25 protein-coding genes are annotated in these 25,671 nt (G+C 70.0%); 15 read left to right on the forward strand and 10 right to left on the reverse strand.

What is annotated here, in order from left to right:
- Positions 1-51: 51 nt before the first annotated feature.
- Both N177_RS12320 and N177_RS12325 read left to right on the forward strand, forming a co-directional pair.
- A complete protein-coding gene (locus N177_RS12320) occupies positions 52-933 on the forward strand; it encodes a lipid kinase (RefSeq protein ID WP_023432673.1) in 882 nt (293 codons plus the stop codon).
- Positions 934-1,042: 109 nt separating this feature from the next.
- Positions 1,043-2,206: a mandelate racemase/muconate lactonizing enzyme family protein gene (locus N177_RS12325; protein ID WP_023432674.1), complete on the forward strand. Its 1,164-nt coding sequence runs from the start codon at positions 1,043-1,045 to the stop codon at positions 2,204-2,206.
- A 63-nt stretch (positions 2,207-2,269) separates the two neighbouring features.
- Here N177_RS12325 and N177_RS12330 read toward each other — a convergent pair whose 3' ends face one another.
- Positions 2,270-2,995, reverse strand: a complete 726-nt coding sequence (locus N177_RS12330) for an SDR family oxidoreductase (RefSeq protein WP_023432675.1) — start codon at positions 2,993-2,995, stop codon at positions 2,270-2,272.
- 147 nt (positions 2,996-3,142) lie between these two features.
- On the opposite strand from N177_RS12330, the gene N177_RS12335 reads away from it, so the two are divergent.
- Entirely contained in the window at positions 3,143-4,036 is an 894-nt protein-coding gene (locus N177_RS12335; RefSeq protein ID WP_023432676.1) for an AraC family transcriptional regulator, read from the forward strand.
- A 162-nt stretch (positions 4,037-4,198) separates the two neighbouring features.
- Here the strand turns inward: N177_RS12335 and N177_RS20640 are convergent, their stop codons facing one another.
- The 4 genes from N177_RS20640 to N177_RS21885 form a co-directional block, all read right to left on the reverse strand.
- Positions 4,199-5,575, reverse strand: coding sequence for a L,D-transpeptidase family protein (locus N177_RS20640; RefSeq protein ID WP_152527912.1), 1,377 nt, complete (start codon positions 5,573-5,575; stop codon positions 4,199-4,201).
- A 175-nt stretch (positions 5,576-5,750) separates the two neighbouring features.
- Positions 5,751-6,704 carry an acetyl-CoA carboxylase carboxyltransferase subunit alpha gene (locus tag N177_RS12345; protein WP_023432678.1) on the reverse strand — a complete coding sequence of 318 codons (954 nt, stop codon included), beginning with the start codon at positions 6,702-6,704 and terminating at the stop codon, positions 5,751-5,753.
- Positions 6,705-6,757: 53 nt separating this feature from the next.
- Positions 6,758-7,717, reverse strand: coding sequence for a site-specific tyrosine recombinase XerD (locus tag N177_RS12350; protein WP_023432679.1), 960 nt, complete (start codon positions 7,715-7,717; stop codon positions 6,758-6,760).
- Complete coding sequence (locus N177_RS21885) at positions 7,714-7,860, reverse strand: hypothetical protein (RefSeq protein ID WP_023432680.1); 147 nt, start codon at positions 7,858-7,860, stop codon at positions 7,714-7,716. The genes N177_RS12350 and N177_RS21885 overlap by 4 nt, the downstream gene beginning before the upstream one ends.
- A 143-nt stretch (positions 7,861-8,003) precedes the next feature.
- Here N177_RS21885 and N177_RS12355 point away from each other — a divergent pair, with 143 nt between their 5' ends.
- From N177_RS12355 to N177_RS12365, 3 genes are read left to right on the forward strand one after another with little or no spacing between them, the layout of a single operon-like run.
- Complete coding sequence (locus N177_RS12355) at positions 8,004-8,621, forward strand: shikimate kinase (RefSeq protein WP_023432681.1); 618 nt, start codon at positions 8,004-8,006, stop codon at positions 8,619-8,621.
- A gap of 7 nt (positions 8,622-8,628) precedes the next feature.
- Entirely contained in the window at positions 8,629-9,768 is a 1,140-nt protein-coding gene (gene aroB, locus N177_RS12360) for a 3-dehydroquinate synthase (protein WP_023432682.1), read from the forward strand.
- A gap of 27 nt (positions 9,769-9,795) precedes the next feature.
- Entirely contained in the window at positions 9,796-11,106 is a 1,311-nt protein-coding gene (locus N177_RS12365; protein WP_023432683.1) for an HlyC/CorC family transporter, read from the forward strand.
- 16 nt (positions 11,107-11,122) lie between these two features.
- On the opposite strand, the gene chrA is transcribed toward N177_RS12365, so the two are convergent.
- The 3 genes from chrA to N177_RS12380 form a co-directional block, all read right to left on the reverse strand.
- Entirely contained in the window at positions 11,123-12,529 is a 1,407-nt protein-coding gene (chrA, locus tag N177_RS12370; RefSeq protein WP_023432684.1) for a chromate efflux transporter, read from the reverse strand.
- Between the two features lies 1 nt (position 12,530).
- Positions 12,531-13,355 (reverse strand): chromate resistance protein ChrB domain-containing protein, encoded by an 825-nt coding sequence (locus N177_RS12375; protein WP_023432685.1) that lies wholly within the window; start codon positions 13,353-13,355, stop codon positions 12,531-12,533.
- 131 nt (positions 13,356-13,486) lie between these two features.
- Positions 13,487-13,756 carry a BolA family protein gene (locus N177_RS12380; protein WP_023432686.1) on the reverse strand — a complete coding sequence of 90 codons (270 nt, stop codon included), beginning with the start codon at positions 13,754-13,756 and terminating at the stop codon, positions 13,487-13,489.
- Between the two features lie 137 nt (positions 13,757-13,893).
- On the opposite strand from N177_RS12380, the gene N177_RS12385 reads away from it, so the two are divergent.
- From N177_RS12385 to N177_RS12400, 4 genes are all read left to right on the forward strand, one after another.
- Positions 13,894-14,523 carry a J domain-containing protein gene (locus tag N177_RS12385; protein ID WP_040485743.1) on the forward strand — a complete coding sequence of 210 codons (630 nt, stop codon included), beginning with the start codon at positions 13,894-13,896 and terminating at the stop codon, positions 14,521-14,523.
- Positions 14,524-14,593: 70 nt separating this feature from the next.
- Positions 14,594-15,580 (forward strand): cobaltochelatase subunit CobS, encoded by a 987-nt coding sequence (gene cobS, locus N177_RS12390; protein ID WP_023432688.1) that lies wholly within the window; start codon positions 14,594-14,596, stop codon positions 15,578-15,580.
- A gap of 20 nt (positions 15,581-15,600) precedes the next feature.
- Complete coding sequence (gene cobT, locus N177_RS12395; RefSeq protein WP_023432689.1) at positions 15,601-17,505, forward strand: cobaltochelatase subunit CobT; 1,905 nt, start codon at positions 15,601-15,603, stop codon at positions 17,503-17,505.
- A gap of 20 nt (positions 17,506-17,525) precedes the next feature.
- A complete protein-coding gene (locus N177_RS12400; protein ID WP_023432690.1) occupies positions 17,526-18,509 on the forward strand; it encodes an esterase-like activity of phytase family protein in 984 nt (327 codons plus the stop codon).
- A gap of 27 nt (positions 18,510-18,536) precedes the next feature.
- Here the strand turns inward: N177_RS12400 and N177_RS12405 are convergent, their stop codons facing one another.
- Together N177_RS12405 and rpmB are read right to left on the reverse strand one after the other, a co-directional pair.
- On the reverse strand, positions 18,537-19,109 hold the full coding sequence (locus tag N177_RS12405) for a queuosine precursor transporter (RefSeq protein ID WP_023432691.1): 573 nt from the start codon (positions 19,107-19,109) through the stop codon (positions 18,537-18,539).
- A 64-nt stretch (positions 19,110-19,173) separates the two neighbouring features.
- Complete coding sequence (rpmB, locus tag N177_RS12410; protein ID WP_040485746.1) at positions 19,174-19,467, reverse strand: 50S ribosomal protein L28; 294 nt, start codon at positions 19,465-19,467, stop codon at positions 19,174-19,176.
- 254 nt (positions 19,468-19,721) lie between these two features.
- On the opposite strand from rpmB, the gene N177_RS12415 reads away from it, so the two are divergent.
- From N177_RS12415 to N177_RS12435, 5 genes are all read left to right on the forward strand, one after another.
- On the forward strand, positions 19,722-20,576 hold the full coding sequence (locus N177_RS12415; RefSeq protein WP_023432693.1) for a DUF3108 domain-containing protein: 855 nt from the start codon (positions 19,722-19,724) through the stop codon (positions 20,574-20,576).
- A gap of 213 nt (positions 20,577-20,789) precedes the next feature.
- Complete coding sequence (locus N177_RS12420) at positions 20,790-24,065, forward strand: helicase-related protein (RefSeq protein WP_023432695.1); 3,276 nt, start codon at positions 20,790-20,792, stop codon at positions 24,063-24,065.
- On the forward strand, positions 24,065-24,355 hold the full coding sequence (locus tag N177_RS12425; RefSeq protein WP_023432696.1) for an RNA-binding S4 domain-containing protein: 291 nt from the start codon (positions 24,065-24,067) through the stop codon (positions 24,353-24,355). The genes N177_RS12420 and N177_RS12425 overlap by 1 nt, the downstream gene beginning before the upstream one ends.
- Before the next feature lie 83 nt (positions 24,356-24,438).
- Positions 24,439-24,777, forward strand: coding sequence for a ferredoxin FdxA (gene fdxA, locus N177_RS12430; protein WP_023432697.1), 339 nt, complete (start codon positions 24,439-24,441; stop codon positions 24,775-24,777).
- A gap of 292 nt (positions 24,778-25,069) precedes the next feature.
- Positions 25,070-25,657: a CarD family transcriptional regulator gene (locus N177_RS12435; protein ID WP_023432698.1), complete on the forward strand. Its 588-nt coding sequence runs from the start codon at positions 25,070-25,072 to the stop codon at positions 25,655-25,657.
- Positions 25,658-25,671: the final 14 nt, after the last annotated feature.

A 25,671-nucleotide genomic window follows, 5' to 3' on the forward strand; every position in this document is an offset into this window, starting at 1 on the left:
GGGTCAGCCAGGGGCGCGCCGCATGGCCGTCCCGTCGAGGGGAGAGATCTGGTGGCGCGCAAGCGACTTCTCGTAATCGTCAACATGCAGGCCTCCCGCGCTTCGATCGCGGTCGGGCCGGCGATCGGCGCCCTCGCCGACGAGGGCTACGACGTCGACCTGCGGCACTCCGACGACCGCGAGTCCATGAACGACCTCATCCGGCGAGGCTGCGAAGGCGCCGAGGCGATCGTGGTCGGCGGCGGCGACGGCACGATCAGCTCGGCGCTGCCGGGCCTTCTCGACTGCGGCCTGCCGCTCGGCATACTCCCCTTCGGCACGGCGAACGACCTCGCCCTGACGCTCGGCATTCCCGACGACCCCGTCGACGCGGCGCGGACCATCGCCCACGGCATGCCACGGCCGATCGACGTGGCGCGCGCCAACGACGTGCCCTTCGTCAACGTGGCGAGCGTCGGGATCTCCGTGAAGGTGGCCCAGCGGCAGGACGTCGAGCGGAAGCGCCAGTGGCGCGCCCTGAGCTACGTCCTGACGACGCTCGAAGTGCTGGGCGAGGCCGATCGCTTCCGCGCGACGGTGGATTGCGGCGACCGGCGCGAGGAGGTCGAGGCCTACCAGATCGCGGTGGGCAACGGCGTCCACTACGGCGGCGGCATGATCGTCTCGGAATCGGCACGCATAGACGACGGCATGCTCGACCTCTACGCGATCGAGACCTTGTCCCTGACGGACCTTCTCACCCTCGCGCCGGCGATCCGATCCGGCACGCTCGGCCGCTACACCGACGTCTCGGTTTTCCGGGGCTCGAGCGCGACGATCGAGACGGAGCGCCCGATGCCGGTGAACACCGACGGCGAGGTGACGACCCAGACACCGGTCACCTTCACGGTCGACCGGCAGGCGCTGCCGGTGCTGGTGCCGGCGGAGGGTTGAGGCGGGGCCGGCGGCCGCTCCGCGGTCCGGGTCTGGGTCCGGCGCACTGGCCGGCCCTTGCCTCATCGTGTAGGGAAGCGCCACGTCCGTCCGAAGAGGGCCACACACCTTGCGCATCATCGACATCCGCGAGATCACGCAGCCGATCTCCTCGCCGATCCGCAACGCCTATATCGACTTCTCGAAGATGACGACGAGCCTCGTCGCGGTCGTCACCGACGTGGTGCGCGACGGGCGGCGGGTCGTCGGCTACGGCTTCAACTCGAACGGCCGCTACGGCCAGGGCGGCCTCATCCGCGAGCGCTTCCGCGACCGTGTCCTCGAGGCGGATCCGGAGAGCCTTCTCGACGACCGCGGCGACAATCTCGACCCCCACAAGGTCTGGGCCGCCATGATGCGGAACGAGAAGCCGGGCGGCCACGGCGAGCGCTCCGTGGCGGTCGGAACGCTCGACATGGCGGTCTGGGACGCGGTGGCGAAGGTGGCGGGGCAGCCCTTGTTCCGCCTCCTGGCCGAGCGGGCGGGCCGGGAGGCCGATCCGAGGGTCTTCGTCTACGCGGCCGGCGGCTACTACTATCCCGGCAAGGACGACGCCGCCCTTCGGGCGGAGATGCGCGGCTATCTCGACCGTGGCTACACCGTCGTGAAGATGAAGATCGGCGGCGCCCCGATCGAGGAGGACCGGCGGCGGATCGAGGCGGTGCTCGACGAGATCGGGTCGCAGGCGCAGCTCGCGGTCGACGCGAACGGCCGCTTCGACCTCGAGACCGCGATCGCCTACGCGAAGATGCTCCGCGACTACCCCCTGTTCTGGTACGAGGAGGCGGGCGACCCGCTCGACTACGCGCTGCAGGCCGCCCTCTCGGAGTTCTATCCCCGGCCGATGGCGACCGGCGAGAACCTGTTCTCGCACCAGGATGCCCGCAACCTGCTGCGCTACGGGGGCATGCGCCCCGACAGGGACTGGCTGCAGTTCGACTGCGCCCTGTCCTACGGCCTCGTCGAGTATCTGCGCACCCTCGACGTGCTGGCGCAGTTCGGCTGGTCGCCCGGCCGCTGCATCCCGCATGGCGGGCACCAGATGTCGCTCAACATCGCGGCCGGACTCGGCCTCGGCGGCAACGAGAGCTATCCCGACCTGTTCCAGCCCTATGGGGGCTTCCCGGACGACGTGCGCGTCGAGGACGGGCACATCGTCATGCCGGAGCCGCCGGGCATCGGCTTCGAGGGCAAGGCCGACCTGATCCCGGTCATGCGCCAGCTCGCCGAATGAGGGGGCCGGGGAGGCGAGGGGCGGGACGCCCCCGAGGGCGAGCCCGCCTCCCGGTGGCATCGGTCACATGCCGGCGGCCGTCGGACGCACGATCACTTCGTTGATGTCGACGCCATCGGGCTGTTCTACGGCGAAGCGGATCGCGCGGGCGATGGCGTCCGGCGTCAGCGACTTCTTGCGCCACTCCTGAAGGGCGGAGGCGACGTCCGGGTCGGTGATGTCGTGCCCCAGCTCGGTCGCGACGACGCCGGGGGAGACAATCGTCGCCCTGATGTCGTCGTGCTCCTGCCGGAGGCCGTCGGTGATGGCCCACACGGCGTGCTTCGTGGCGCAGTAGACGGCCGCCGTCGGCATCACGAGATGCGCGGCGATCGAGGCGACGTTGACGACGTGCCCCCGCCCCTGGGCCTGGAAGCGGGGGAGCACGGCGGCGATGCCGTTGAGGACGCCGTGGATGTTCACGTCGATCATCCTCCTCCACTCGTCGCGCTTCAGGGCCGCGAGGGGCGACAGAGGCATGACGCCCGCATTGTTCACCAGCACGTCGATCCGGCCGAACCGCGCCTCGGCGGCGGCGGCGAAAGCCTCGAAGCTGCCGGCATCCGTCACGTCGAGCTCCTTCCACGCGACCTGCTCGCCGAGCTCTCCGGCCAGCGCCTCCAGCCGCCCGGCCCGGCGCGCGCCGATGAAGAGGCGGGCACCCCCCGCGGCCAGTTCGCGCACGGTCGCTTCGCCTATTCCGCTCGACGCGCCGGTCACGAGCACGATCTTGTCGGTCATTCCACTCATGGGTCGCTCCTGTCTCGTTCGGGACGCCCCCAAGATCGTGGATCCGCTCGCCCAGGCGTTAGAGCGATCGTCCGAACGCTTTGCACGATCCTCCGAAACCGCCCGGCGATCCTTGCCCCGGGTGCTTCCTTCATCGATAGATGAAGCATGGACAGGCTTCAGGAACTTGCCGCGCTCGTGATGCGTCACGCGGGGCACAGCGGAATGGCCGGCACCTCGGTGCCGGCGCTGTCGCTTATTCGCGCCGACCAGCCGACGGTGCCCACGCCGGCCGTCTACGAGGCCTCGCTTTGCCTGATCGCCCAGGGGTCGAAGCGCGTCTCGCTCGGGGAGCACAGCGTCGTCTACGACGCGTCGCGCTATCTTCTCGTCTCGGTGGACCTGCCGCTCGTCGGCCACGTGACGGAGGCGAGCCCCGGAAAGCCCTATCTCTGCTGCAAGATCGACCTCGACCAGGGGGTTCTGGCGGATCTGATCGCCACGGAGGGCGGGGCGACGGGCGCGGCCGGTGCCGAGGTGCTGTCGGTCCACCCGAGCGACCCCGACCTCGTCGACGCGGTGTGCCGGCTCGTGAAGCTCCTTGAGCGGCCGGAGAGTATCCCCGCGCTCGCGCCGCTGATCGAGCGCGAGATCCTCTACCGGCTGCTGACGGGGCCGCAGGGCCCCACGCTGCGCCACCTCGCCCGTCCGGACAGCCGGCTGAGCCAGGTCAGCCGGGCGATCGCGAAGATCCGCGGCCGCTATCGCGATCGGCTCCCGACGGAGGAGATCGCCGCGGCGGCGGGCATGAGCGTCTCCTCCCTGCACGAGCATTTCAAGGCCGTGACCCGGATGACGCCGCTCGAGTACCAGAAGCAGCTTCGCCTCCAGGAGGCGCGGCGACTGATGCTGTCTGAAGGGCTGGGCGCCGGCTCGGCCGGCTTCGCGGTCGGCTATGACAGCCCGTCGCAGTTCAGCCGGGAGTATCGCCGGCTGTTCGGGGTGCCGCCCCGGCAGGACGTCGAGCGTCTGCACGCCTCCGACGCCTACTTCGCCGCCTGAGGGGGCGGGCCACCGGCGCGGGATCCTTCGCGTTCATGAGCCGCCGTGCCTCCGACAGCCGTTGCCTCACCGCGGGTACCACCCTGCCGGAGGCGGAAAAGAAAGAGCCGCGCCCGGGGCGCGGCCCAGATGGCCGGGGAGGATGGCTGCGGCCGCTTCCGCCTAGCGCCGTGAAACCGTGTCGGCGGGAACCGAGACGCCGTCGACGCTCTCGAACATCTTGAACACGGCGAACGGATCTTCCGGGAAGAGGCGTGGCGAGGCGAAGGCGCTCGCGAGCGAGGCGGGCGAGCCGGCCTGCTCGGCCGCGCCGGGCACGGTGCCGGTCTCGATGGGATCGATCGTGCCGGCCGCTTCCGGCGTCGGCTGCCGCAGGCCGCCGCGGGTCATCTCGACGATGCGGCCCCAGACGCCCGTGACGGCGCTGGCGAAGGGCTCGGTCGGGGCATAGGCCGTGGCGGACGCGGCCGGCTCCGCGGTGACGCCGGGCACCACCTCGGGCGTCGCGGCGCGTGCGGGATCCTGCGCGGTCTCCACGGTCATCGCCACCTGCTGAGGCGCTTCGGACGGCGTATCGGTCGAGCCCTGCTCCTCGGCGGGCATCATGCGGCCGGCGACCATGATCGGCGAGTAGTTGCCACCCTCGGACGGCGGCGTCTCGCCGATCGAGCGGGCGCGGATGTCGGCGAGCGCGACCTGGAAGGCCATCTCGTCCTTCATCTGCTTCTGGGCGACCGCGACACGCACCTCCTCCGGCGTCTCGATCTTCGGGCAGATGGAGAGCGATCCGCCGTCGCGGCCCGAGCCGGCGCCGAAGACGTACCTCCGGTCGCACACGCCCACCTCGGGCGGCACGCCGGTGACCTCGAAGTGGTCGACGCCCTCCTTCAGGTTGCGCCAGAACGGCATGTTCGGGTTGTCGGCATGCTTGGCCATGTTCGCGGGCGTCATCCGGAAGGGAAGAGCCTGCACCTGGAAGGAGCGCTGGCCGCCGCGGAACGACTCGCGGGCCATGCCGTAGATTTCCTGGACGACCTCGTCGGTCATGGCGTAGCAGCCGGCCGACGAGCAGGCGCCGTGCACCATCAGGTGCTTGCCGGTGCGCCCGAGCTGCCGGTCGAACGTGTTCGGGAATCCGATGTTGAAGGAGAGATGGTAGCTCGAATTCGGGTTCATCTGCGCGGGCGTGACGGTGTAGAAGCCCTCCGGCGCCTGGCGGTCGCCCTCCTTCTTCTTCGGCCCGAGCTCGCCCGACCAGGCGCAGATCTCGTAGGTCTTGAAGTGCTTGAAGCGGCCGGCGCTCGTCTGCTTCCAGACCTCGAGCTCCGACTCCTCCTTGAAGATGCGTATGAGGAGCGGCGACTCCACCGCCATGTCGTTCGCTTTCAGCTCGGCCACCGTCTGGTAGGAGAGCGGGCGCAGGTGCTTGGCGACGTCATTGCCGTCCTCACCGATGCAGCCCGCGAGGGCGAGGACGGAAAGTGCGGCCGCTGCCATGCGCAGCCGAGGGAGCAGGCGAGAATTGGTTTGGCGACTCATCGGGATATGTGTCCCTCACACGCAGGTACGATCTCTGCCCGTCAAGGTAGAGCGGTTCCGTTAAGCGTCGGTTTACCGGCGACCCCCGTCGCGTCGAAGTTTTGCAGGCGAAGTTTCGACACTGCAAGGCGAATCCTGACCCTGCGTCAATACTGTCGCGGCCGTTGCGCAGATGTCACAAGCCACGACCGATCGCGAGGAACTTCTCGCGTCGCATGCGGCGGACTTCCTCCGGAGCCCGGCCGTCGAACTCGGCCAGCGCCTCCGCGATGGCGTCGCCGACCGCGTCGATCGCGGTCTCGGTGTCGCGGTGGGCGCCGCCGACCGGCTCCTTCACGATCCGGTCGATGACGCCGAAGCCCTGGAGGTCCTGCGCCGTGATCTTCATCGCCGTGGCGGCGTCGGCGGCGCGCGCGGAATCGCGCCACAGGATCGACGCCGAGGCTTCGGGCGAGGCGACGGTGTAGATCGAATGCTCGAGCATCAGGACGCGGCTCGCCGTGGCGATCGCGACCGCGCCGCCCGACCCGCCCTCGCCGACGACGGTGGCGACATTCGGCACGCCGAGCTTCAGGCAGGCGTCCGTGCCGCGGGCGATCGCCTCGGCCTGGCCGCGCTCCTCCGCGCCGATGCCGGGATAGGCGCCGGCCGTGTCGATGAAGGTGACGACCGGCATGGCGAAGTTGTCGGCCATCTCCATCAGGCGCACCGCCTTGCGGTAACCCTCGGGCCGCGCCATGCCGAAATTGTGCTCGAGGCGCGTCTGGGTGTCGTGGCCCTTCTCGTGGCCCATCACGACGACGGGGCGGCCGCGGAAGCGCCCGAGCCCGCCCATGATCGCCGCATCCTCGCCGAAGGAGCGGTCGCCGGCCAGCGGCGTGAACTCCTCGATCAGACGCTGGATGTAGTCGCGCGTGTGCGGGCGGCGCGGGTGGCGGGCCACCTGCGTCTTCTGCCACGGGTTCAGTTTGGCGTAGATGTCGCGGAGCGCCTGGTCGGCCTTCTCACGAAGGCGGCTGATCTCGTCGTCGATCCCGACGGATCCCTGCTCGTCGCCGAGCGCCTGCAGCTCGGCGATCTTGCCTTCGAGGTCGGCGACCGGCTTTTCGAAGTCCAGATAGGCTTTCATTCCGGTCCGGTTCTCGAGTGAGTGGGCTAAGTGGCGCGGAGGGCGCCGGTGTGTCAAGTCCGCGCCGGGGCGGGACGGCGGGCGAGGGGGTGATGATCCGTCACCGTCCGCCGCAGCCGCTCCTCGAGGACATGGGTGTAGATTTGCGTCGTCGATATGTCGGCGTGGCCGAGCAGGCGCTGCACGACCCGCAGGTCGGCGCCGTGCGACAGGAGGTGGCTCGCGAAGGCGTGCCGCAGGACGTGGGGCGAGATCTTGTCGGCCGGGAGACCGGCACGGGCGGCGAGATCCTTCAGGTCGCGCGCGAAGGCCTGCCGCGTGAGATGCCCCGCCTCGCCGTCGGCGGGGAAGAGCCACGGCCCGGCGGCGCCGGCGGCCCTTCGCGCCTCGTCCCACCGCGCGACGGCCTCGCGCGCCTTGTCGGTCAGCGGCACGAGGCGCTCGCGGCCGCCCTTGCCCTTCACCATCAGGAGGGGACGCTCGCTCCGCGCGGCGCTCGCCGGCAGGGAGACGAGCTCGGAGACCCGCAGGCCCGTGGCGTAGAGCAGCTCCACCAGGCAGCGCGTGCGCAGCGCCCGGCGTCGGCCGAACTCGCTCCCCGCCTCGCCGATCTCGGCCTCCGCGCGGTCGAGCAGGGCCGTCACGTCCTTCTCCTGAAGCGTCTTCGGCAGCGGGCGACCCTTCTGCGGACCCTCGATCCCGTGGGTGGGGTCGTCCGCCCGCACCCCGTTCTCGATGAGGAAGCGGTGGAACTGCTTCAGCGCCGACAGGCGCCGGCGGTGCGTGGTGGGCGCGAAGCCGCGGGCGGCGAGGTCGCGCATATAGGCTGCCACCGCCTCACGATCCGTCTCGTGGAGCCGCACCTGCCGGCCGGCGCAGAAGCCGGCGAAGTCGAGGAGGTCGCGGCGATAGGCGTCGAGCGTGTTCGCGGCCGCGTCGCGCTCGGCCGCGATCATCTCCAGGAAGGCCTCGATATGCGCGAGGCTGCGGGCGGGGGCGTGCGTGCCGGTCACGGCCGCTGCAGCCGCTCGACCGGGATGCGGACGGTGATCTCGCGCGGCTCCGGCTTCACGAAGATCACGAGGGCATACATGCCGCCATAGACGATTCCGGCCATGATGCCGACGATCATCAGGAAGCGAAAGAGGCTTGGCACGACGTCTCCCGCGCAGTTCTTGGCTCCGCCCCCGGAGGCGGCGCTTGTTTCGCCGCGCACACGTCGATAGTGAGAAAGGCCGCGGGCGGCAAGACCGCCCGACCGGACCCGAAGAGTGCAACCCGAACGGTTAGTGGAAGATTATGGACGTTCCCCGGCCGAAGGAGGACGGCCCGTCGCGCCCCGAGACTGAGCCCGCGCGGATCAGGGAGCGGCTCGGAGCCCGCTCCATCGTGCTGATCGGCATGATGGGGGCCGGGAAGTCCTCCGTGGGGCGCCGCCTCGCGGCCCAGCTCGATCTGCCCTTCGTCGACGCCGACACGGAGATCGAGACGGCGGCGGGGATGACGATCCCCGAGATCTTCGATCGGCACGGCGAGGCCGAGTTCAGGGACGGGGAGCGGAAGGTCATCAGGCGGCTTCTCGAGAGCGGGCCGCAGGTCCTCGCGACCGGGGGCGGGGCCTGGATGGCGCCGGAGACGCGGGAGGCCGTGGCCGAGAACGGCATCTCGGTCTGGCTGCGCGCCGAGGTGGAGGTGCTGCTGAAACGGGTCCGGCGGCGCCAGGACCGGCCGCTTCTCCAGGGACCCGATCCCGAAGGCACGCTGCGGCGCCTCGCGGACATCCGCGGGCCGGTCTACGCCATGGCCGACCGGATCGTGGAGTCACGCGACGCCTCGCACGAGGTCGTGGTCCGGGACGTTCTCGCGCAGGTGGCGGACGTTCTGGACGAGGAAGACAGGCGGAAGACGGAAGGATGAACGAGGCATGAGCGACGGGGGCGTGGCCACGCGGCCCGCGACGGAAGTGGTTGGTGTGGAGCTCGGCACCCGGCGCTACGACATCGTGATCGGTTCGGGTGCCCTCGAAGAGCTCGGGCCCCGTCTCGGCGAGCTCGCGCCCGGTGGCCGGGTGATGATCGTGACGGACGAGAATGTCGCGCGCTGCCATCTCGAGCGGCTGGAGCGCGCGCTCGCGGGGCACGTCGCGCTCGCGCCGTCGGTCATCGTGCCGCCGGGCGAGAGCTCGAAGTGCTTCGGCGAGCTCCAGCGGGTGGTCGAGGAGATGCTCGACGCGATGCTCGAGCGGGGCGATCTCGTGGTGGCGCTCGGCGGCGGCGTGGTCGGCGACCTCGCGGGCTTCGCGGCCGCGATCCTCAGGCGCGGCGTGCGCTACGTGCAGGTGCCGACGAGCCTGCTCGCCCAGGTCGATTCGAGCGTCGGCGGCAAGACCGGCATCGACACCCGCCACGGCAAGAACCTCGTGGGCGCGTTTCATCAGCCAGCGCTGGTGGTCGCCGACACGAGTCTGCTCGACACGCTGTCGCCGCGGGAGTTCCGCGCCGGCTACGCCGAGGTCGTGAAATACGGGCTCATCGACGCCGCCTCGTTCTTCGAATGGCTCGAGGGCTCGTGGCGGGAGATCTTCGCCGGCGGCCCCGCGCGCGAGCAGGCGATCGCGGCGAGCTGCCGGGCGAAGTCGCGTATCGTCGCCTCCGACGAGCGCGAGTCCGGCCAGCGGGCGCTCCTCAATCTCGGTCACACCTTCGGCCACGCGCTCGAGGCCGCCACGGGCTTCTCGCAGCGCCTGGTGCACGGCGAGGGCGTGGCGATCGGCATGGTTCTGGCCTTCGGCTACTCCGTGCGGCTCGGCCTGTGCAAGCCGGCGGACGAGAGCCGGGTGCGGGCGCATCTCGAGGCGGTTGGCCTGCCCACCGACCTCGCCCATATCGAGGGGGATATCGGCGACGCCGAGAGCCTCATCGACCACATCATGCAGGACAAGAAGGTGGAACGCGGCTCGCTCACCTTCATCCTGGCGCGCGGGATCGGCCACGCCTTCATCGCCCGCAATGTCGACGCGGGCGACGTGCGGGAATATCTCGCAGAGCGGCTGTCTGCCCGATGATCCTCCTGGCTGGGACCTGAAGACGACATGGACATCTCGCTGACGACGTGGGCCATCGCCTTCGGGGTGCTCGTGCTGCTCGTCTGCTCGGCGTTCTTCTCGGGCTCCGAGACGGCGCTCACGGCGGTCTCGAAGGCCCGCATGTTCCAGATCGCCAGGAACGGCGACCGGCGCGCCACCATCGTGAACGCGCTCCTCGACAGGCGCGAGCGGCTGATCGGCGGCCTGCTGCTCGGCAACAACCTCGTCAACATCCTCGCCTCCGCGATGGCGACGACGCTGTTCCTCGACCTGTTCGGCGAGGCCGGCGTCGTCTACGCGACGCTCGTGATGACGGCGCTCGTCGTGATCTTCTCGGAGGTGCTGCCGAAGACCTACGCGCTCGGCCATTCCGACCGGATGTCGCTGTTCGTCGCGCCCGCGGTGCGGGTGATCGTCGCCCTGTTCGGGCCTGTCACGCTCGCGATCAACGCGGTGGTGCGGCGCGTGCTCATCCTCTTCGGCTCCGACCTCGGCAAGGGCGACCTCCTCTCCGCGCACGAGGAGCTGCGCGGCGCGATCGACCTGCACCACCGCGAGGGCGGCGTGGTGAAAGGAGACCGCGACATGCTGGGCGGCATCCTCGACCTGCGCGACCTCGAGGTCTCCGACGTGATGATCCACCGCACGAAGATCCAGGCGCTGTCGATCGACGATGCGCCCGAGAAGATCGTGCGCGACGTTCTGTCGAGCCCCTACACCCGCCTGCCCCTGTGGCAGGGGGAGACGGAGAACATCGTCGGCGTGCTGCACGCCAAGGACCTGCTGCGCGCGCTCGCGGCGGCGAGCGGGGACGCGACGAAGCTCGACATCATCTCGATCGCGCGGCCGGCCTGGTTCGTGCCCGACACGACGACCCTGCAGGACCAGCTGAACGCGTTCCTGAAGCGCAAGTCGCACTTCGCGATGGTGGTGGACGAGTACGGCGAGGTGATGGGCCTCGTCACCCTCGAGGACATCATCGAGGAGATCGTCGGCGACATCGCCGACGAGCACGATATCGTCGTGCAGGGCGTGCGGCCGCAGGCCGACGGCTCGATCAATGTCGACGGCTCGGTGCCGATCCGCGACCTGAACCGGGCGATGGACTGGCAGCTGCCCGACGACGAGGCGACGACGATCGCCGGCCTCGTCATCCACGAGGCGCGGATGATCCCCGAGCCCGGCCAGGCCTTCACCTTCCACGGCTTCCGCTTCGAGGTTCTGCGCAAGAGCCGCAACCGCATCACCGCGCTGAAGGTGACGCCCCTGAAGAAGGGGCTCAGGAACAAGCCGCGGACGTCGGCGGAGCCGGCCTGAGCGGCCAGCCGCCGGGTCAGGTGAGGACGGCCAGGCCGATGCCGACCAGCGCACAGCCCGCGAGCACCGGTGCGGCACCGAGGCGCAGCCGGGTGAGCGCCACGACCGCCGCCGCGGCGATCAGCGCCGACACGGGGTCGAGCGAGGTGAGGACCGGCACGTCGACGTCGAGGCCGAACCGGCGGTAGGAGGTCGTCTCCTCGAACAGGACGTGCAGCCCGAACCAGATCGCGAGGTTGAGGATCACGCCGACGACGGCGGCCGTCACCGCCGCGAGGGCGGCCGAGAGCGCGCGGTTCTCGCGCAGCCGTTCGATGTAGGGAGCGCCGAGGAAGATCCAGAGGAAGCACGGCGCGAACGTCACCCAGGTCGTCAGCAGGCCGCCGAGGACGCCGGCGGTGAGCGGCGAGAACCCTCCTGCCTCCCGGTAGGCGGCGAGGAAGCCGACGAACTGCGTGACCATGATCAGCGGCCCCGGCGTCGTCTCGGCCATGCCGAGGCCGTCGAGCATCTCCCCCGGCTCGAGCCAGCCATAGGTCCCGACGGCGGCCTGCGCGACATAGGCGAGAACGGCATAGGCGCCGCCGAAGGTCACGACGGCCATCTGGCTGAAGAAGACGCCGATCTGCGAGAAGACGTTGTCGAAGCCGAGCGCCGCGACGAGCAACGCCGTGGGAAGGAGCCAGAGGGCGAGCAGGATCGCCGAAACCTTGAGCGACCACGATCGGTCCGGCCGCGCATGGGCGGGCACCTCCGTGCCGAGCACCGTCTCGGCATCGGCGACGTGGCTCGCCCCGACGGAGCCATGGCCGCTCCCCGGCCGGAAGGCTGGATGGCCAGCCCGGCCGCCGAGGAAGCCGACGAGCGCGGCGGCCGCCACGATGATCGGGAACGGCACGTCGAAGCCGTAGATCGCGACGAAGGAGGCCGCCGCGATCCCGACCATCACGTTGTTCCGGAGCGCCCGGCGGCCGATGCGGAGGACCGCCTGGAGGACGATGGCCAGGACGGCCGCCTTCAGCCCGAAGAACAGGCCCTCCACCACCGGCACGTTGCCGTAGACGACGTAGACGACGCTCAGCGCCATGATGGCGAGGAGGCCCGGCAGGACGAACAGGACGCCGGCGACGATGCCGCCGAGGGTCCGGTGCATCAGCCAACCCACATAGACGGCCAGTTGCTGCGCCTCCGGGCCGGGCAGGAGCATGCAGAAATTGAGGGCGTGCAGAAACCGCGCCTCCCCGAGCCACCGCTTCTCCTCGACGAGGATGCGGTGCATGACGGCGATCTGTCCGGCAGGCCCCCCGAAGCTCAGGAGCGCGATGCGCGTCCAGGTGCGGAGGGCTTCCGCGAAGCCCGGATAGGGCAGCGGCGCGGCGGATCGGGCCGGCGAAGGGCTCGCGGCAACGGTGCTCTCGTTCATCTCACGCTCCTGGTCGGTTTGTCGGCCAGTTGTGGGTCTCGTCCGTGGCATCCCGGCACCAGCGGTAGAAGGCGTCGTAGAGAAGCATCCCGGCCTCCAGTTGCTCGAGATCGTCGGAATGCATCCGAGAGAGGCCGAGCGACGCCGCGAGAAGACCGGCGGCCTCCGGCGCGAGGTCGGGCCGCGCGGTATCGGCGCCCCGGACGATCGTCGCGAGGCGCAGGAACGGTTCGGTCGCGAGACCGAACTCCTCGACCATCACGTCGAAGGTGCAGAGCTCGCCGCGGTGGCTCCAGAAGACGCCTTCGAGGTCGATGTCGAACGGTGCGGCATCGAAGCGCTCCGCCACCGCCGGCACCTCGGAAGGAGCGACGAACAGGAAGACGGCGTGCGGGTCGACGAAGCGGCGGATGAGCCAGGGGCAGGCGATCCGGTCGACCTTCGGCCGCGACCGGGTGACCCAGACGGTGCGGCCGTCCGCATCCCGCCTCGGCAGCTTCGCCTCCGGCACCACGGGGAGCCCGGCCTGACGCCAGGCCGCAAAGCCGCCTTCGAGCACCTCCGCGCGGGCCCCCTCGTGGCGCAGCCAGGCGGCGGCGCCGTGGCTGAGCTTCAGGCCGCGCTGGCAGATCGCAACGATCGAGCCGCCCCGGAAGGATCCCGCCCAGTCAGCGGCCCCGGCCGCCGGCCTGCGGACGGAGCCGGGAACGAGCCGGGGATCCGCCGCGAAGTCCTCGTCCGTTCGAACATCGACCAGCATCGGGCACTTGGGCGTGCCGATGAGGCGGGCAAGCTTGTCGGTGGAAATCGTGTCGGGTGACGGCATGGCGCGTCCCTCCTGCTTGAGGCTTGGAACGCGATGCTTCGGCCGTGGCCTCGTGGGGAGATCGCCGTCCCCATGCCCGACATTCCGCATTCGCTCTCCGCCGCTGTCAAGCAGTGGCTGTCCGGAGCGGACTACGCCTCCCCGGGTGCCCGGGCGGTGATCGCGAGGGCGTGCAGACCTGCATCGAGCTCCGGCTTTAGCGCCTCGTTAACCATTCGGTGACGCTCGATGAGGTTCTTTGCCTCGAAGGCGGACGACACGACGAGGACGCGATAGTGGGTTTCGCCACCTTCCCGCCATCCGGCATGACCATGGTGGAGATGGGATTCGTCGAGGATCTCCATCCGCTCGGGCGAGAAGGCCGTCTCGAGCAGGGCGGCGATGCGATCGCGTCGCGACATCGGAAAAACTCCCTCTGGGGCGCTCTGGCCGCGCTTGGCGGCGGGCGCCCCTCGACTACATGTGAAGCTCGGGCCAGGCAACGGCCGTTGCCGGCGCTCCCTTGTCACGTTCGATGGTGGCCAACATAGTCTCGGACATGAAACTCGACTCGCATTGGTTCGACTCCATCCGCATCGGCTCCGCCCGCGGGGGCCGGGGGCGGCGGGACTCCGCGCCGCGGCAGGCGGCGAAGGCGCGCTGCGACGTGCCGGGTTGCGCCGAGCCGGCGGAGTACAAGGCGCCCAAGGGGCGGCAGCGGGAGAACGAGTACCACCGCTTCTGTCTCGATCACGTGCGCGAGTACAACAAGAGCTACAACTGGTTCGACGGGATGTCGGACGAGCAGGTGGCGGAGTGGCTGCAGTCGAAGGCCACCGGCCACCGCCCGACCTGGACCATGGGCGCCAGGCGGGGGGAGGGGCCCCCGACCGACTGGAGCCGGACCTTCCGCGACCCATTCGGCTTCTTCGACGACGATCCCCGCCGGGACACCTCGCAGCCGGACGAGCCGAAGCGGGTCGTCGGCAAGCTCGAGCGCCGGGCGCTCGACGCGCTGAACCTTGACGAGACGGCCACCGGGACCGAAATCAAGGCGAGATACAAGGATCTCGTGAAGCGCCACCACCCCGACGCCAATGGCGGCGACCGCTCGAAGGAACGCCGCCTTCGCGAGATCATCGAGGCCTATCGAACCCTCAAGGCCTCTGGTTTCTATGCCGATAGCTGATTAAGGTCGCGGCTCGCGATCGAAAACGACGAAATTGCGGGGCGCTGGCGCAGTGCCTCCGGGAGGCGAAATGGATACCGAAGTCACCGAACCTCACGGCCTGCCCGACATGAAGGTGTCGGTCCGGCAGGTTTTCGGGATCGACAGCGATCTGGAGGTTCCGGCCTATTCCGAGCAGGATCCGCACGTGCCGGATCTCGACCCCGACTACCTCTTCAATCGCGACGTGACGCTGGCGATCCTGGCGGGCTTCGCCCACAACCGCCGCGTGATGGTGCAGGGCTACCACGGCACCGGCAAGTCGACGCATATCGAGCAGGTCGCCGCGCGGCTCAACTGGCCCTGCGTGCGCGTGAACCTCGACAGCCACATCAGCCGCATCGACCTCGTCGGCAAGGACGCGATCGTCGTCAAGGAGGGGATGCAGGTGACCGAGTTCCAGGACGGCATCCTGCCTTGGGCGCTCAAGACGAACACCGCACTCGTCTTCGACGAGTACGACGCCGGCCGGCCGGACGTGATGTTCGTGATCCAGCGCATCCTGGAGCAGTCGGGCAAGCTGACGCTGCTCGACCAGCGCCGCGTCATCCGGCCGCACCCGGCGTTCCGGCTCTTCGCCACGACGAACACGATCGGCCTCGGCGACACGTCGGGCCTCTATCACGGCACCCAGCAGATCAACCAGGGCCAGATGGACCGCTGGTCGATCGTGGTGACGCTGAACTACCTGCCGCACCAGGACGAGGTCGATATCGTGCTCGCCAAGGCGAAGCACTTCCAGACCGGTGACGGGCCGGAGACCGTGGCGAAGATGGTCCGGCTCGCCGAGCTCACCCGCAACGCCTTCGTCAACGGCGACCTCTCGACCGTCATGAGCCCGAGGACGGTGCTCACCTGGGCGGAGAACGCGCAGATCTTCGGCGATCTCGGCGCCGCCTTCCGCCTCACCTTCCTCAACAAGTGCGACGAGGAGGAGCGCGGCATCGTGGCCGAGTTCTACCAACGCTGCTTCGGCAAGGAGCTTCCGGAATCGACCGCGAACATCGTCCTGACCTGACCGACCCGAAAGCCCCCGACATGCAGAAGCCGAGCGGGAAGCAGACGCGCAACGAGGAATTCAAGCGGGCGCTGACGGGCGTCTCGCGGGCGCTGGCCGGCCGCGACGACGTCGAGGTCTCGTTTTCCTCCGACCGCGCCTCCGTCTCCGGCACGACGGTGAGGCTGCCCGAGCCGCCTCGCAAGATGACCGCGAAGGACCTGGCCGTGGCGCGCGGCCAGGCCGACGCGCTGGCCCTGCGGATCGCCTGCCACGACCAGAAGACGCACCGCAAGCTGCAGCCGCAGGGGCGCAACGCGCGGGCGCTCTTCGAGGCGGTGGAGCAGGCGCGCTGCGAGGCGATCGGCGCCCGCTCGATGTCGGGCGTCGCAGGCAACATCGATGCGATGCTCGACGCCCGCTACACGAAGATGAACGTCGCGGCGGCCGAGAGCCGGTCGGACCTGCCGCTCGAGGAGGCGGTGGCGGCGGTCGCGCGGGAGCGGCTGACGGGCCACAGGACACCGGAGAGCGGGTCGCGGCTCGTCGAGCTCTGGCGGGACTGGATCGAGGAGAAGGCCGCCGACGAGCTGCAGCGCCTGTGCGAGAATGTCGGCGACCAGCAGGCCTACGGCCGCATCGTCCGCGAGATGATCTCGGCCTTCGACATGTCCGACGAGCTCGGCCCGGAAGAGGCCGACGAGGAGCAGGAATCCGAGGGCGACGAGAACTCCGATTCCTCCGCCGAAGCGCAGGAGCAGGGCGAACGCGATGCCTCCGCCGAAGCCTCGGCCGAGGAGGCGGAGGACACCTCCGAGGAGCAGGACGGCGAGGCAGAGGCGACGCACAGCCAGACGCAGGACGACAGCGACGAGGGCGAGACCGCCGACAGCGACGACGCGTCGGAGCCGTGGCGGCCGAACTTCCCCTTCAACAACATGCCCGACGGCGCGGGCTACCGGATCTACACCTCCCGCTTCGACGAGATCAGCGCGGCCGAGGATCTCTGCGACACCGAGGAGCTCGACCGGCTGCGGAGCTACCTCGACAAGCAGCTTTCGAGCCTGCAGAGCGTCGTGACGCGGCTGGCGAACCGTCTGCAGCGGCGGCTGATGGCGCAGCAGAACCGCTCCTGGCAGTTCGACCAGGAGGAAGGCGTGCTCGACGCGGCGCGCCTGACCCGCGTCGTCATCGACGCGATGCACCCGCTCTCCTACAAGACCGAGCGTGACACCGAATTCCGCGACACGGTCGTCACGCTGCTGCTCGACAACTCGGGCTCGATGCGCGGCCGGCCGATCACGGTGGCGGCCACCTGCGCCGACATCCTCGCCCGCACCCTCGAGCGCTGCGGCGTGAAGGTCGAGATCCTGGGCTTCACCACCAGGGCCTGGAAGGGCGGGCAGAGCCGCGAGCAGTGGCTCGCCGCCGGCAAGCCGCAGTCGCCCGGCCGCCTGAACGACCTCCGGCACATCGTCTACAAGGCGGCGGACCAGCCCTGGCGAAGGGCCCGCAGGAACCTCGGCCTGATGATGCGCGAGGGGCTGCTGAAGGAGAACATCGACGGCGAGGCACTCTCATGGGCGCACGACCGGCTGCTCGCGCGGCCCGAGCAGCGGCGGATCCTGATGATGATCTCCGACGGGGCGCCGGTCGACGACTCGACCCTTTCCGTCAACGCCGGCAACTATCTCGAGAAGCACCTGCGCCACGTCATCGAGGAGATCGAGACGCGCTCGCCGGTCGAGCTCCTGGCGATCGGCATCGGTCACGACGTGACGCGCTACTACCGCCGCGCGGTGACGATCGTCGACGCGGAGGAGCTCGGCGGCGCGATGACCGACAAGCTCGCGGAATTGTTCGAGGAGGATGCCTCGCGCGGCCGGACGGGCGAGCCTGGCCGCAGCCGCAGCCGCAGCCGCAGGCGGCGGGCCGTGCCGGCGTGAGGGCTCTCGGGAAGCTCCTGATGCGGGGCGGCCTCTGGGCCGCCCTTCTCGTGACGACGGCTGTGCCGCTCAGAGCCGACCCGGTGGAGGTTTCGTCCACGGCCTTCACGGCCTTCGAGCCGGGCAGCGATGCCGAGATCTTCGGCGCGCTGCGCTTCATCGGGGGCTTGCAGCTCGATTCGCGCGACGACCGCTTCGGCGGCCTCTCGGGCCTCGAGATCAGCGCCGACGGCCGCGACCTCCTGATGGTCACCGACACGGGAAACATGATCCAGGCCCGGCTCGAGGAGGAGGCGGGGCGCCCGGCGCGCCTCGTCGACGTCGAGGCCTGGCCGCTCGTCGGGGCCGACGGGCGCAGGCTCGGCGGCAAGCACGGCTCCGACGCGGAGGCGCTGCGGCGCGCGCCGGACGGGAAGCGCGTCCTCGTGGGGTTCGAGCGGGACAACCGCGTGCTGAGCTACGAGGCCTCGCCGGAGGGCAGGGTGACGGAGCCGCGCCTCGTGCCGGTGCCGGATGCGGTGCGGGACCTGCCGCACAACCAGGGACTGGAGGCGCTGGCGGTCGCGCCGCCGGGGACGCCGCGGCCGGGCCTCACGGTGATGTTCGGCGAGGCCGAGCGTGGGGATGGCCGCCTGCACGGCTGGGTCCTCGACGCGCAGGGCCGGGAGCTCGGGACGATCTACGCCGAGGCCTCCGACGACTTCTCCGCGACCGACGCCGTCTTCACCGACGAGGGCGACCTCATCCTTCTCGAGCGGCGCTACAAGCCGCTCTTCGGCGTCGCCATGCGCATCAGGCGCTTTGCGGAAGCCTCGATCGAGCCCGGCGCGGTGCTCGCCGGCGACACGCTGATCACGGCGCGGATGAACTATGTCGTCGACAACATGGAAGGCATCGCCTTCCATCGCGACGAGGAGGGCCGCGCGATCCTGACCGTCGTGTCCGACGACAACTTCAACATCCTGCAGCGCAACCTGCTGTTGCGCTTCGAGATCGTGGATTAGGCGCGGGCGTCGCCGGGGCGGGGCCTGTCAGGCCGGCTGCCCGGCCGTGCGCTGGAAGCGTAGGCTGATCGCCCGGAACGGGACCAGCATGACGACGGCGTGGCCCATCTTCACGAGATAGTCGAAGAACGCCCAGCCGATCCAGACGGGGAGGGCGAGGCCGGCATACTCGGCGCTCGGCAGGCCCGTCGCGGCGAAGGCGAGGGTGAAGAAGATCGCGGTGTCGACGCCGCCCGAGATGAAGGACGAGGTCAGGGGCGCCCGCCACCAGGCCTTGTGGCGCAAGAGGTTGAAGATCGCGACGTCGGCGAGCTGCGCCGTCAGGAAGGCCGCGCCCGAGGCGATCGCGATGCGCGGGGTCGCCAGCACGAAGGACAGGACGACGGCGCAGGCGAAGCCGACATAAACGACGCGCCGCGCGGCCGCCGGCCCGAAGCGGCGGTTCGTCAGGTCCGTAACCAGGAATGCGAAGGGGTAGGTGAAGGCGCCCCAGGTCAGATAATCCTCAAGACCCCACATCTGGACCGGATGCTGGACCAGAACGTTCGAGGCCACCACGACGATCGCCATGGCGGCCACGGGAATCAGGAGACGCGACATGATGCGCCCTTCAGCCTCTTTGCCGTAGTGCCCGGCCGCCGGAACGATCCGGCGCCGGGGGCGGTCACGCGGCGGCTTCGGCCGTGCGCTTCGTGATATCGCGCTTCAGGAGCTGCGCGCGCTCGGAGAGCTCGTCGTCCTTCGCCTTCATGAGGAAGGCGTCGAGACCGCCACGATGCTCGACCGTGCGCAGGGCATGCGCCGACACGCGCAGGCGCACCGTGCGGCCGAGCGTGTCGCTCAGGAGCGAGACGTTCACGAGATTGGGCAGGAAGCGACGCCGGGTCTTGTTGTTGGCGTGGCTCACATTGTTGCCGCTCATGACGGCCTTGCCGGTCAGCTCGCATCGCCGGGCCATGGCTAAATCCTCGTTCTCTTCGGGCCGCGCCGGGCGCCGGCCTTCGCGGATCGTGATCACCGCTAATCTCTGGGAATTCGAGAGGCAGCGTATAGTCCCGCCTCGCAGACGCGTCAAGGCACACGCACGCGAAGCGGTTCCGCCGGCGCATGCGCCACAATCCGGCCGCCAAATCAACCGATCCTTAACCATGCCGGCTGAAGGCTTGACGCCGATGACGGCTGATATCGTCTCACACGGATGAAGGCTTGCCGATGGCACTGCTCGCCATGACGCGCCGCATGGGCGCGGTGTTGATCGCTCTGTCGGGACTTGGGCTCACGGCGCTCCCTGCCTCGGCCGCGGACATGTCCTTCGACGCGACCTACCGCGTCTCGATCAGCGGCCTCGAGCTCGGTCAGGCCGTCGTCAGCGGCCAATTCGACGGGGCCGACTACCGCATCGACGGGCGCGGCAAGCTGACGGGCCTAGCCGGCGCGCTGATGGAGTACAAGGGCAGCGCCTCGGCCGCCGGCCGGCTCGGCCGCGGCGGAACGCTTCCGTCCGCCTTCAGCGTCGACGCCACGGACGGCAAGAAGATGACGAAGGTCCGCATGACGCTCGTCGGCGACAATGTCCGCCGCATCGCGCTCGAGCCGCCGCTGCGGGAGAGCGAGCACCCCGCGCGCGTCGCCGTGACCGAGAGCCACAAGCGCGGCATCATCGACCCGATGAGCGCGCTGATGATCCTCGGCGCGATGGGCGACGGGCAGCTCGACCCTTCGGTCTGCAAGCGGACGTTCCCGGTCTTCAACGGCCGCGAGCGCTTCGACATCGTGCTCGCCTACAAGGAGCGGCGCGAGATCTCCGAGCCGGGCTACAGGGGGCCCGCGGTCGTGTGCGAGGCGCGCTACCGGCCGATCTCGGGGCACCGGTCCGACAAGGACGAGGTGAAGTACTTCGCGAGCCGCGCCGCAGAGGTGATCTACGTTCCCGTGCCGGGCGCCGACCTGGCGCTTCCCTACCGGCTCAGCGTGCCGACCCCCATCGGCACCGGCTCGATCGTGATGACGGCGCTGAAGGCCGAGGGTGCGCTGCGCACGAAGGCCGCATCCCTGACCGGCCGCTGATCATCAGCGGGCAGGGCACGAACTCCTCCGCGCATGGGTGACGGCGCCGTCGGAAAAGGCTAGAAACGCTGCGCGGCCCCGTGCCGCGCCACTTCCATCCAGGCGACGGATCGAAACTTCGGAAGGACGAAGCTTCCCTTCTAGAAGCGGTGCTTTACAGGCTGCGCCCGAGATGCCAGCTATGCCGCCCGCCGCCGCCATCGAGATCAAGCCATGATCATAGACTCTCGTGACGGTCATCAGGCAGCCGCGCCCGGCGCCGGCGTGACCGCCGTTCTCGGACCCACCAACACCGGCAAGACGCATCTCGCCATCGAGCGGATGCTCGGCCATTCGAGCGGCATCATCGGGCTTCCCTTGCGCCTGCTCGCGCGCGAGGTCTACGACCGGCTCGTCGCGCGCGTGGGCCGCGAGGCCGTCGCGCTCGTCACGGGCGAGGAGAAGATCAAGCCGCCCCACGCCCGCTACTGGGTCTCGACGGTCGAGGCGATGCCGCAGGATCTCGACGTCGCCTTCGTGGCCGTCGACGAGGTGCAGCTGGCCGCCGACCTCGAGCGCGGGCACGTCTTCACCGATCGCATCCTCAGGCGGCGCGGCCGCGAGGAGACGCTTCTCCTGGGCGCCGCGACGATGCGCGGCATCCTGTCGAAGCTGATGCCGGGCATCAACGTGATCACGAGGCCGCGGCTCTCGATGCTCCTCTATTCCGGCCAGAAGAAGCTGACGCGCCTGCCGGAGAGAAGCGCGATCGTCGCCTTCTCGGCCGAGGAGGTCTATACGATCGCCGAGCTTCTGCGCCGCCAGCGCGGCGGGGCGGCCGTGGTGCTCGGCGCTCTGTCTCCGCGGACGCGCAACTCTCAGGTCGAGCTCTACCAGTCGGGCGACGTCGATCTTCTGGTCGCCACCGACGCCATCGGCATGGGCCTCAATCTCGACGTCGACCACGTCGCCTTCGGCGGCTTGCGGAAGTTCGACGGCTTCCAGTTCCGCAACCTGAACCCGGCGGAGATGGGGCAGATCGCCGGCCGCGCCGGGCGCCACATGCGCGACGGCACGTTCGGCGTGACCGGCCGCGCCGACCCGCTCGACCCGATGCTCGTCGAACGGCTCGAGGCGCACGAGTTCGACGAGGTGCGGATGCTGCAGTGGCGCAACCCCGACCTCGACTTCGCCTCGCTCGACGCCCTGCGCGACAGCCTCGCGGTCGCGCCGCGCAACCCGGTGCTGACGCGGGCGCCCGGGGGCGACGACGTGCAGGCGCTGGAAACCGCGGCACGCGATCCCGGCGTCAGCGAGCGGGCGCGGTCGCGCAAGGCGGTGGAACTGCTCTGGGCCGTCTGTCAGGTTCCGGACTATCGCAAGATCGCGCCGGCAAACCACGCCGAGCTCGTCTCGACGCTCTACCGCCACCTGATCGACGACGGCGAGATCGCCGAGGAGTGGTTCGCGAGCCAGGTCGCCTATGCCGACAGGATCGACGGCGACCTCGACACGCTGGCCAACCGCATTGCACATATCCGCACCTGGACCTTCGTTGCCAACCGGCCGGAGTGGCTGAAGGATGCGGTAGGATGGCAGGAGAAGACGCGCGCGGTGGAGGACCGCCTGTCGGACGCCTTGCACGAGCGGCTCGCGCAGCGTTTCGTGGATCGGCGGACGAGCGTTCTGGCGCGCAGGCTGCGGGAGAATTCTGTGCTGGAGGCTGACATAGACAGGAACGGGGACGTCACGGTGGAGGGCGAGCATGTCGGGCGGCTGGAAGGCCTCCGCTTCTCGCCGGACCCCGGCGCGGACAAGGCGGTGACGGCGGCGGGCCGGAAGGCGCTGGCGGGCGAGCTCGAGAGCCGGGCCGAGGCGCTGGCGAAGGCATCGGACGAGGCGCTGACGCTCGAGCTCAACGGGCTCGTGTTCTGGAACGCGAACCCCGTCGCCAGGCTCGAGAAGGGCGAGCGGCCGCTGTCGCCGAGGATCGTGCTCCTCGCCGACGAGCTCCTGGCCGGTGCGGCCCGTGAGCGGGCGCAGGCCCGGCTCGAGGCGTGGCTGGCCTCGCGCATGGAGACGCTTCTGGGGCCGCTTCTCGCGCTCGAGCGCGACGAAGGCCTCGCCGGCATGAGCCGTGGTGTCGCCTTCCAGCTCGTCGAGGCCTTGGGCGTGCTCGAGCGCCAGTCCGTCTCGGACGAGGTGAAGGAGCTCGACCAGAACCAGCGCGGGGCCCTGCGCCGCCACGGCGTGCGCTTCGGGGCCCACCACATCTTCCTGCCGGCGCTCCTGAAGCCCGGCCCGCGCGTCTTCGCGGCCCAGCTCTGGGCGCTCCAGCACGGCGGTCTCTACCAGCCGGGCTTCGACGAACTCGTGAGCCTCGCGCGCTCGGGCCGCATGTCGGTGGCGGTCGGCGCCGGCACGTCGCGCGGCCTCTACCGCGCGCTCGGCTACCGTGTCTGCGGCGCGCGCGCCGTGCGCGTCGACATTCTCGAGCGCCTCGCAGACATCATCCGCGCCGCGCTCGCCTGGAAGCCCGGCGAGAACAGCCCGGCACCGGCCGGTGCCGTCGACGGTCGCGTCTTCGCGGTGAGCGAGAACATGACCTCTCTCGTGGGCTGCGCGGGCGAGGACTTCGACGCGATCCTGCGCTCGCTCGGCTATCGCAGCGAGACGCGCAAGGGCCCGCTGCAGCGCCCGTGGTCGGGCGTCGCCTCGACGGCACCGGTCGAGCGGCGGACCCCGGAGGCGGCGCCGCTTGAGGGTTCGACCGCGCCCGCGACCGATGCCGCCGGCGCCCCCGTGGAGGCGGCCGACACCGCGGAGGCCCAGGTCCAGGCGCTGCCGCAGGCCGGGGAGGATCTGCCCGACGCCGCTGCCGTCGATATCGCGGCCTCGCCCGAAGGCGGGGGCGGTGCGGAGCCTGCCGCCGTCCTCCCCGAAGAGGCCGGGACGGCCGGGCCGGAGGTCGCAGCCGCCACGCCGGCGGGCGCCGAGCCCGCGCTGCCGGACACCGAGGAGGTTCCGGCGACGCCCGAACAGGGCGCCACGCCCGAGGCGATCGCGGCGCCCGCCGAGGCTGCCGAGCCGCTGGCGGAGGCTCTCGTCGCCGAGGCCGAGGCCGAGGCCGAGGCGACTGCCGGCGAGGCCGGAGCGGAGACGCCCGCCGAGGAGGAGCACGTCGTGTGGCGTCCCGCCCGTGGCGGCCGGCCCGCGAACGCCCCGCGGCGCCAGGGAGGACGGGGTCGCCGTGGCGGCGAGCAGCCGGCCCAGGCCGGGGCCGGGGCCGGCACTGGCCCGGCGCGAGACGGCGAGCGTCCGGAAGGGCGCGAGGAGGCCCGGGGCAAGGGGCGCGGCCGCGGCCAGCCGCCGCGCAAGAAGGGCGCGCCGCCGCCTCGCCCGCGGCCCGAGGGCAAGCCCGCGCCCCGCCGGGAGAAGGAGCCCGATCCCGATTCGCCCTTCGCCAAGCTCGCCGCCCTGCGCGACGAACTGGCAGGCCGGCGGCGCTGATGGCGGAGGCGGCCGGCAGCGCAGGCGGGCAGCGGCTCGACCTGTGGCTCTGGCACGCCCGGGTGGCCCGCACCCGTTCCGCCTGCGCGGCGCTCGTCGCCGGGGGCAAGGTGAGGGTGAACGGCCTGAGGGTCGAGAAGCCGGCGCGCCCGGTGCGCGCCGGCGATGTCGTCACGCTGTCGGTCGGCGGAGCCCGCGTGATCAAGGTTCTAGGCTTCGCCGAGCGTCGCGGCTCTCCGGCGGATGCAAGGCTGCTCTACGAAGAGCTCTCTGGCCCCGAAGCGACTTGAAACCCATATCGTGAGCGGGTACGGAGCACGCGGCTCGCGTTCCGGCGCGAAAGCGCCGGCTTTCCGCGTATCAGGAGATTCTTATGACCTACGTCGTGACCGACAACTGCGTCCGGTGCAAGTACATGGACTGCGTCGAGGTCTGTCCGGTCGACTGCTTCTACGAAGGCGAGAACATGCTCGTCATTCACCCCGACGAGTGCATCGATTGTGGCGTGTGCGAGCCGGAATGTCCGGCCGAGGCGATCAAGCCCGACACCGAGCCGGGCCTCGAGAAGTGGCTCACCGTCAACGCCGAATATGCCGACAAGTGGCCGAACATCACGGTGAAGCGCGAGGCGCCGGACGACGCCAAGGAGTGGGACGGGAAGCCGAACAAGTTCGAGCAGTACTTCTCGGCGGAGCCCGGCCAGGGCGACTGACCGCCCCGGAGCGACGCAGCCGGAAGACGCAAGCGCGTACGAATTTTCCCCTATCTTGGGGTGGAACGGCCGTTGGCGGACCCTACATTTTGTGTTACGGTTCTGTGTCTGCCGGCAATTCACACACGCATGCCGCCGTCGGCAGGTCGTTTTCCGCACGAGGTAACGAAATCAGGTCGGCCGAAGCGCTGAGTAGCCCTTTTCGGGTTCCGGTACAAGCCGCGGTCGATGGAATTTCGTGCGAAAGCGTGGCCCTCTCGGGTCTGCGGATCGCAGGAGTTCGAGATCGAGTATGACCATCCGAAACAACAAGAAGTCGGCTCAGCGTCAGGGCTTCAAGACGGGCGAGCACGTCGTCTATCCCGCTCACGGCGTCGGCCAGATCGTCTCCATCGAGGAGCAGGAGGTCGCCGGCCTCACGCTTGAGCTGTTCGTCATCACATTCGAGAAGGACAAGCTGACGCTGCGCGTTCCCACCGCGAAGGCTGGCTCTGTCGGCATGCGCAAGCTCTCCGAGGACGACGTGGTCGGCCGCGCGCTCGAGGTTCTCAAGGGCCGTGCGCGCGTGAAGCGCACGATGTGGAGCCGTCGCGCCCAGGAATACGAGGCGAAGATCAATTCCGGCGATCTCGTCTCGATCGGCGAGGTCGTTCGTGACCTGCATCGCGCCGACACGCAGCCCGAGCAGTCCTACAGCGAGCGGCAGCTCTACGAGGCCGCGCTCGACCGCATGGCCCGCGAGATCTCGGCCGTGAAGCGCATCACCGAGACGGAAGCCGTCCGCGAGATCGAGACGACGCTGGCGAAGGCGCCGAAGCGGGCCACCGCCGTGGCGGCCGAGGCCGACGACGAAGAGGACGAGCAGGAAGAGGCCGCCTGAGCGGCACCCTAGAG

This window comes from Lutibaculum baratangense AMV1, assembly GCF_000496075.1.
Classification (GTDB): domain Bacteria; phylum Pseudomonadota; class Alphaproteobacteria; order Rhizobiales; family Tepidamorphaceae; genus Lutibaculum; species Lutibaculum baratangense.

Coding starts and splice junctions, on each gene's coding strand:
- N177_RS12365 (WP_023432683.1), top strand. CDS start 9,796: ATGGACATCTCGCTGACGACGTGGGCCATCGCCTTCGGGGTGCTCGTG.
- N177_RS12335 (WP_023432676.1), top strand. CDS start 3,143: ATGGACAGGCTTCAGGAACTTGCCGCGCTCGTGATGCGTCACGCGGGG.
- N177_RS12345 (WP_023432678.1), bottom strand. CDS start 6,704: ATGAAAGCCTATCTGGACTTCGAAAAGCCGGTCGCCGACCTCGAAGGC.
- cobT (WP_023432689.1), top strand. CDS start 15,601: ATGCAGAAGCCGAGCGGGAAGCAGACGCGCAACGAGGAATTCAAGCGG.
- N177_RS12330 (WP_023432675.1), bottom strand. CDS start 2,995: ATGAGTGGAATGACCGACAAGATCGTGCTCGTGACCGGCGCGTCGAGC.
- chrA (WP_023432684.1), bottom strand. CDS start 12,529: ATGAACGAGAGCACCGTTGCCGCGAGCCCTTCGCCGGCCCGATCCGCC.
- aroB (WP_023432682.1), top strand. CDS start 8,629: ATGAGCGACGGGGGCGTGGCCACGCGGCCCGCGACGGAAGTGGTTGGT.
- fdxA (WP_023432697.1), top strand. CDS start 24,439: ATGACCTACGTCGTGACCGACAACTGCGTCCGGTGCAAGTACATGGAC.
- N177_RS20640 (WP_152527912.1), bottom strand. CDS start 5,575: ATGAGTCGCCAAACCAATTCTCGCCTGCTCCCTCGGCTGCGCATGGCA.
- N177_RS12380 (WP_023432686.1), bottom strand. CDS start 13,756: ATGTCGCGACGCGATCGCATCGCCGCCCTGCTCGAGACGGCCTTCTCG.
- N177_RS12435 (WP_023432698.1), top strand. CDS start 25,070: ATGACCATCCGAAACAACAAGAAGTCGGCTCAGCGTCAGGGCTTCAAG.
- cobS (WP_023432688.1), top strand. CDS start 14,594: ATGGATACCGAAGTCACCGAACCTCACGGCCTGCCCGACATGAAGGTG.
- rpmB (WP_040485746.1), bottom strand. CDS start 19,467: ATGGCCCGGCGATGCGAGCTGACCGGCAAGGCCGTCATGAGCGGCAAC.
- N177_RS12425 (WP_023432696.1), top strand. CDS start 24,065: ATGGCGGAGGCGGCCGGCAGCGCAGGCGGGCAGCGGCTCGACCTGTGG.
- N177_RS12400 (WP_023432690.1), top strand. CDS start 17,526: ATGCGGGGCGGCCTCTGGGCCGCCCTTCTCGTGACGACGGCTGTGCCG.
- N177_RS12385 (WP_040485743.1), top strand. CDS start 13,894: ATGAAACTCGACTCGCATTGGTTCGACTCCATCCGCATCGGCTCCGCC.
- N177_RS12405 (WP_023432691.1), bottom strand. CDS start 19,109: ATGTCGCGTCTCCTGATTCCCGTGGCCGCCATGGCGATCGTCGTGGTG.
- N177_RS12375 (WP_023432685.1), bottom strand. CDS start 13,355: ATGCCGTCACCCGACACGATTTCCACCGACAAGCTTGCCCGCCTCATC.
- N177_RS12355 (WP_023432681.1), top strand. CDS start 8,004: ATGGACGTTCCCCGGCCGAAGGAGGACGGCCCGTCGCGCCCCGAGACT.
- N177_RS12420 (WP_023432695.1), top strand. CDS start 20,790: ATGATCATAGACTCTCGTGACGGTCATCAGGCAGCCGCGCCCGGCGCC.
- N177_RS12415 (WP_023432693.1), top strand. CDS start 19,722: ATGGCACTGCTCGCCATGACGCGCCGCATGGGCGCGGTGTTGATCGCT.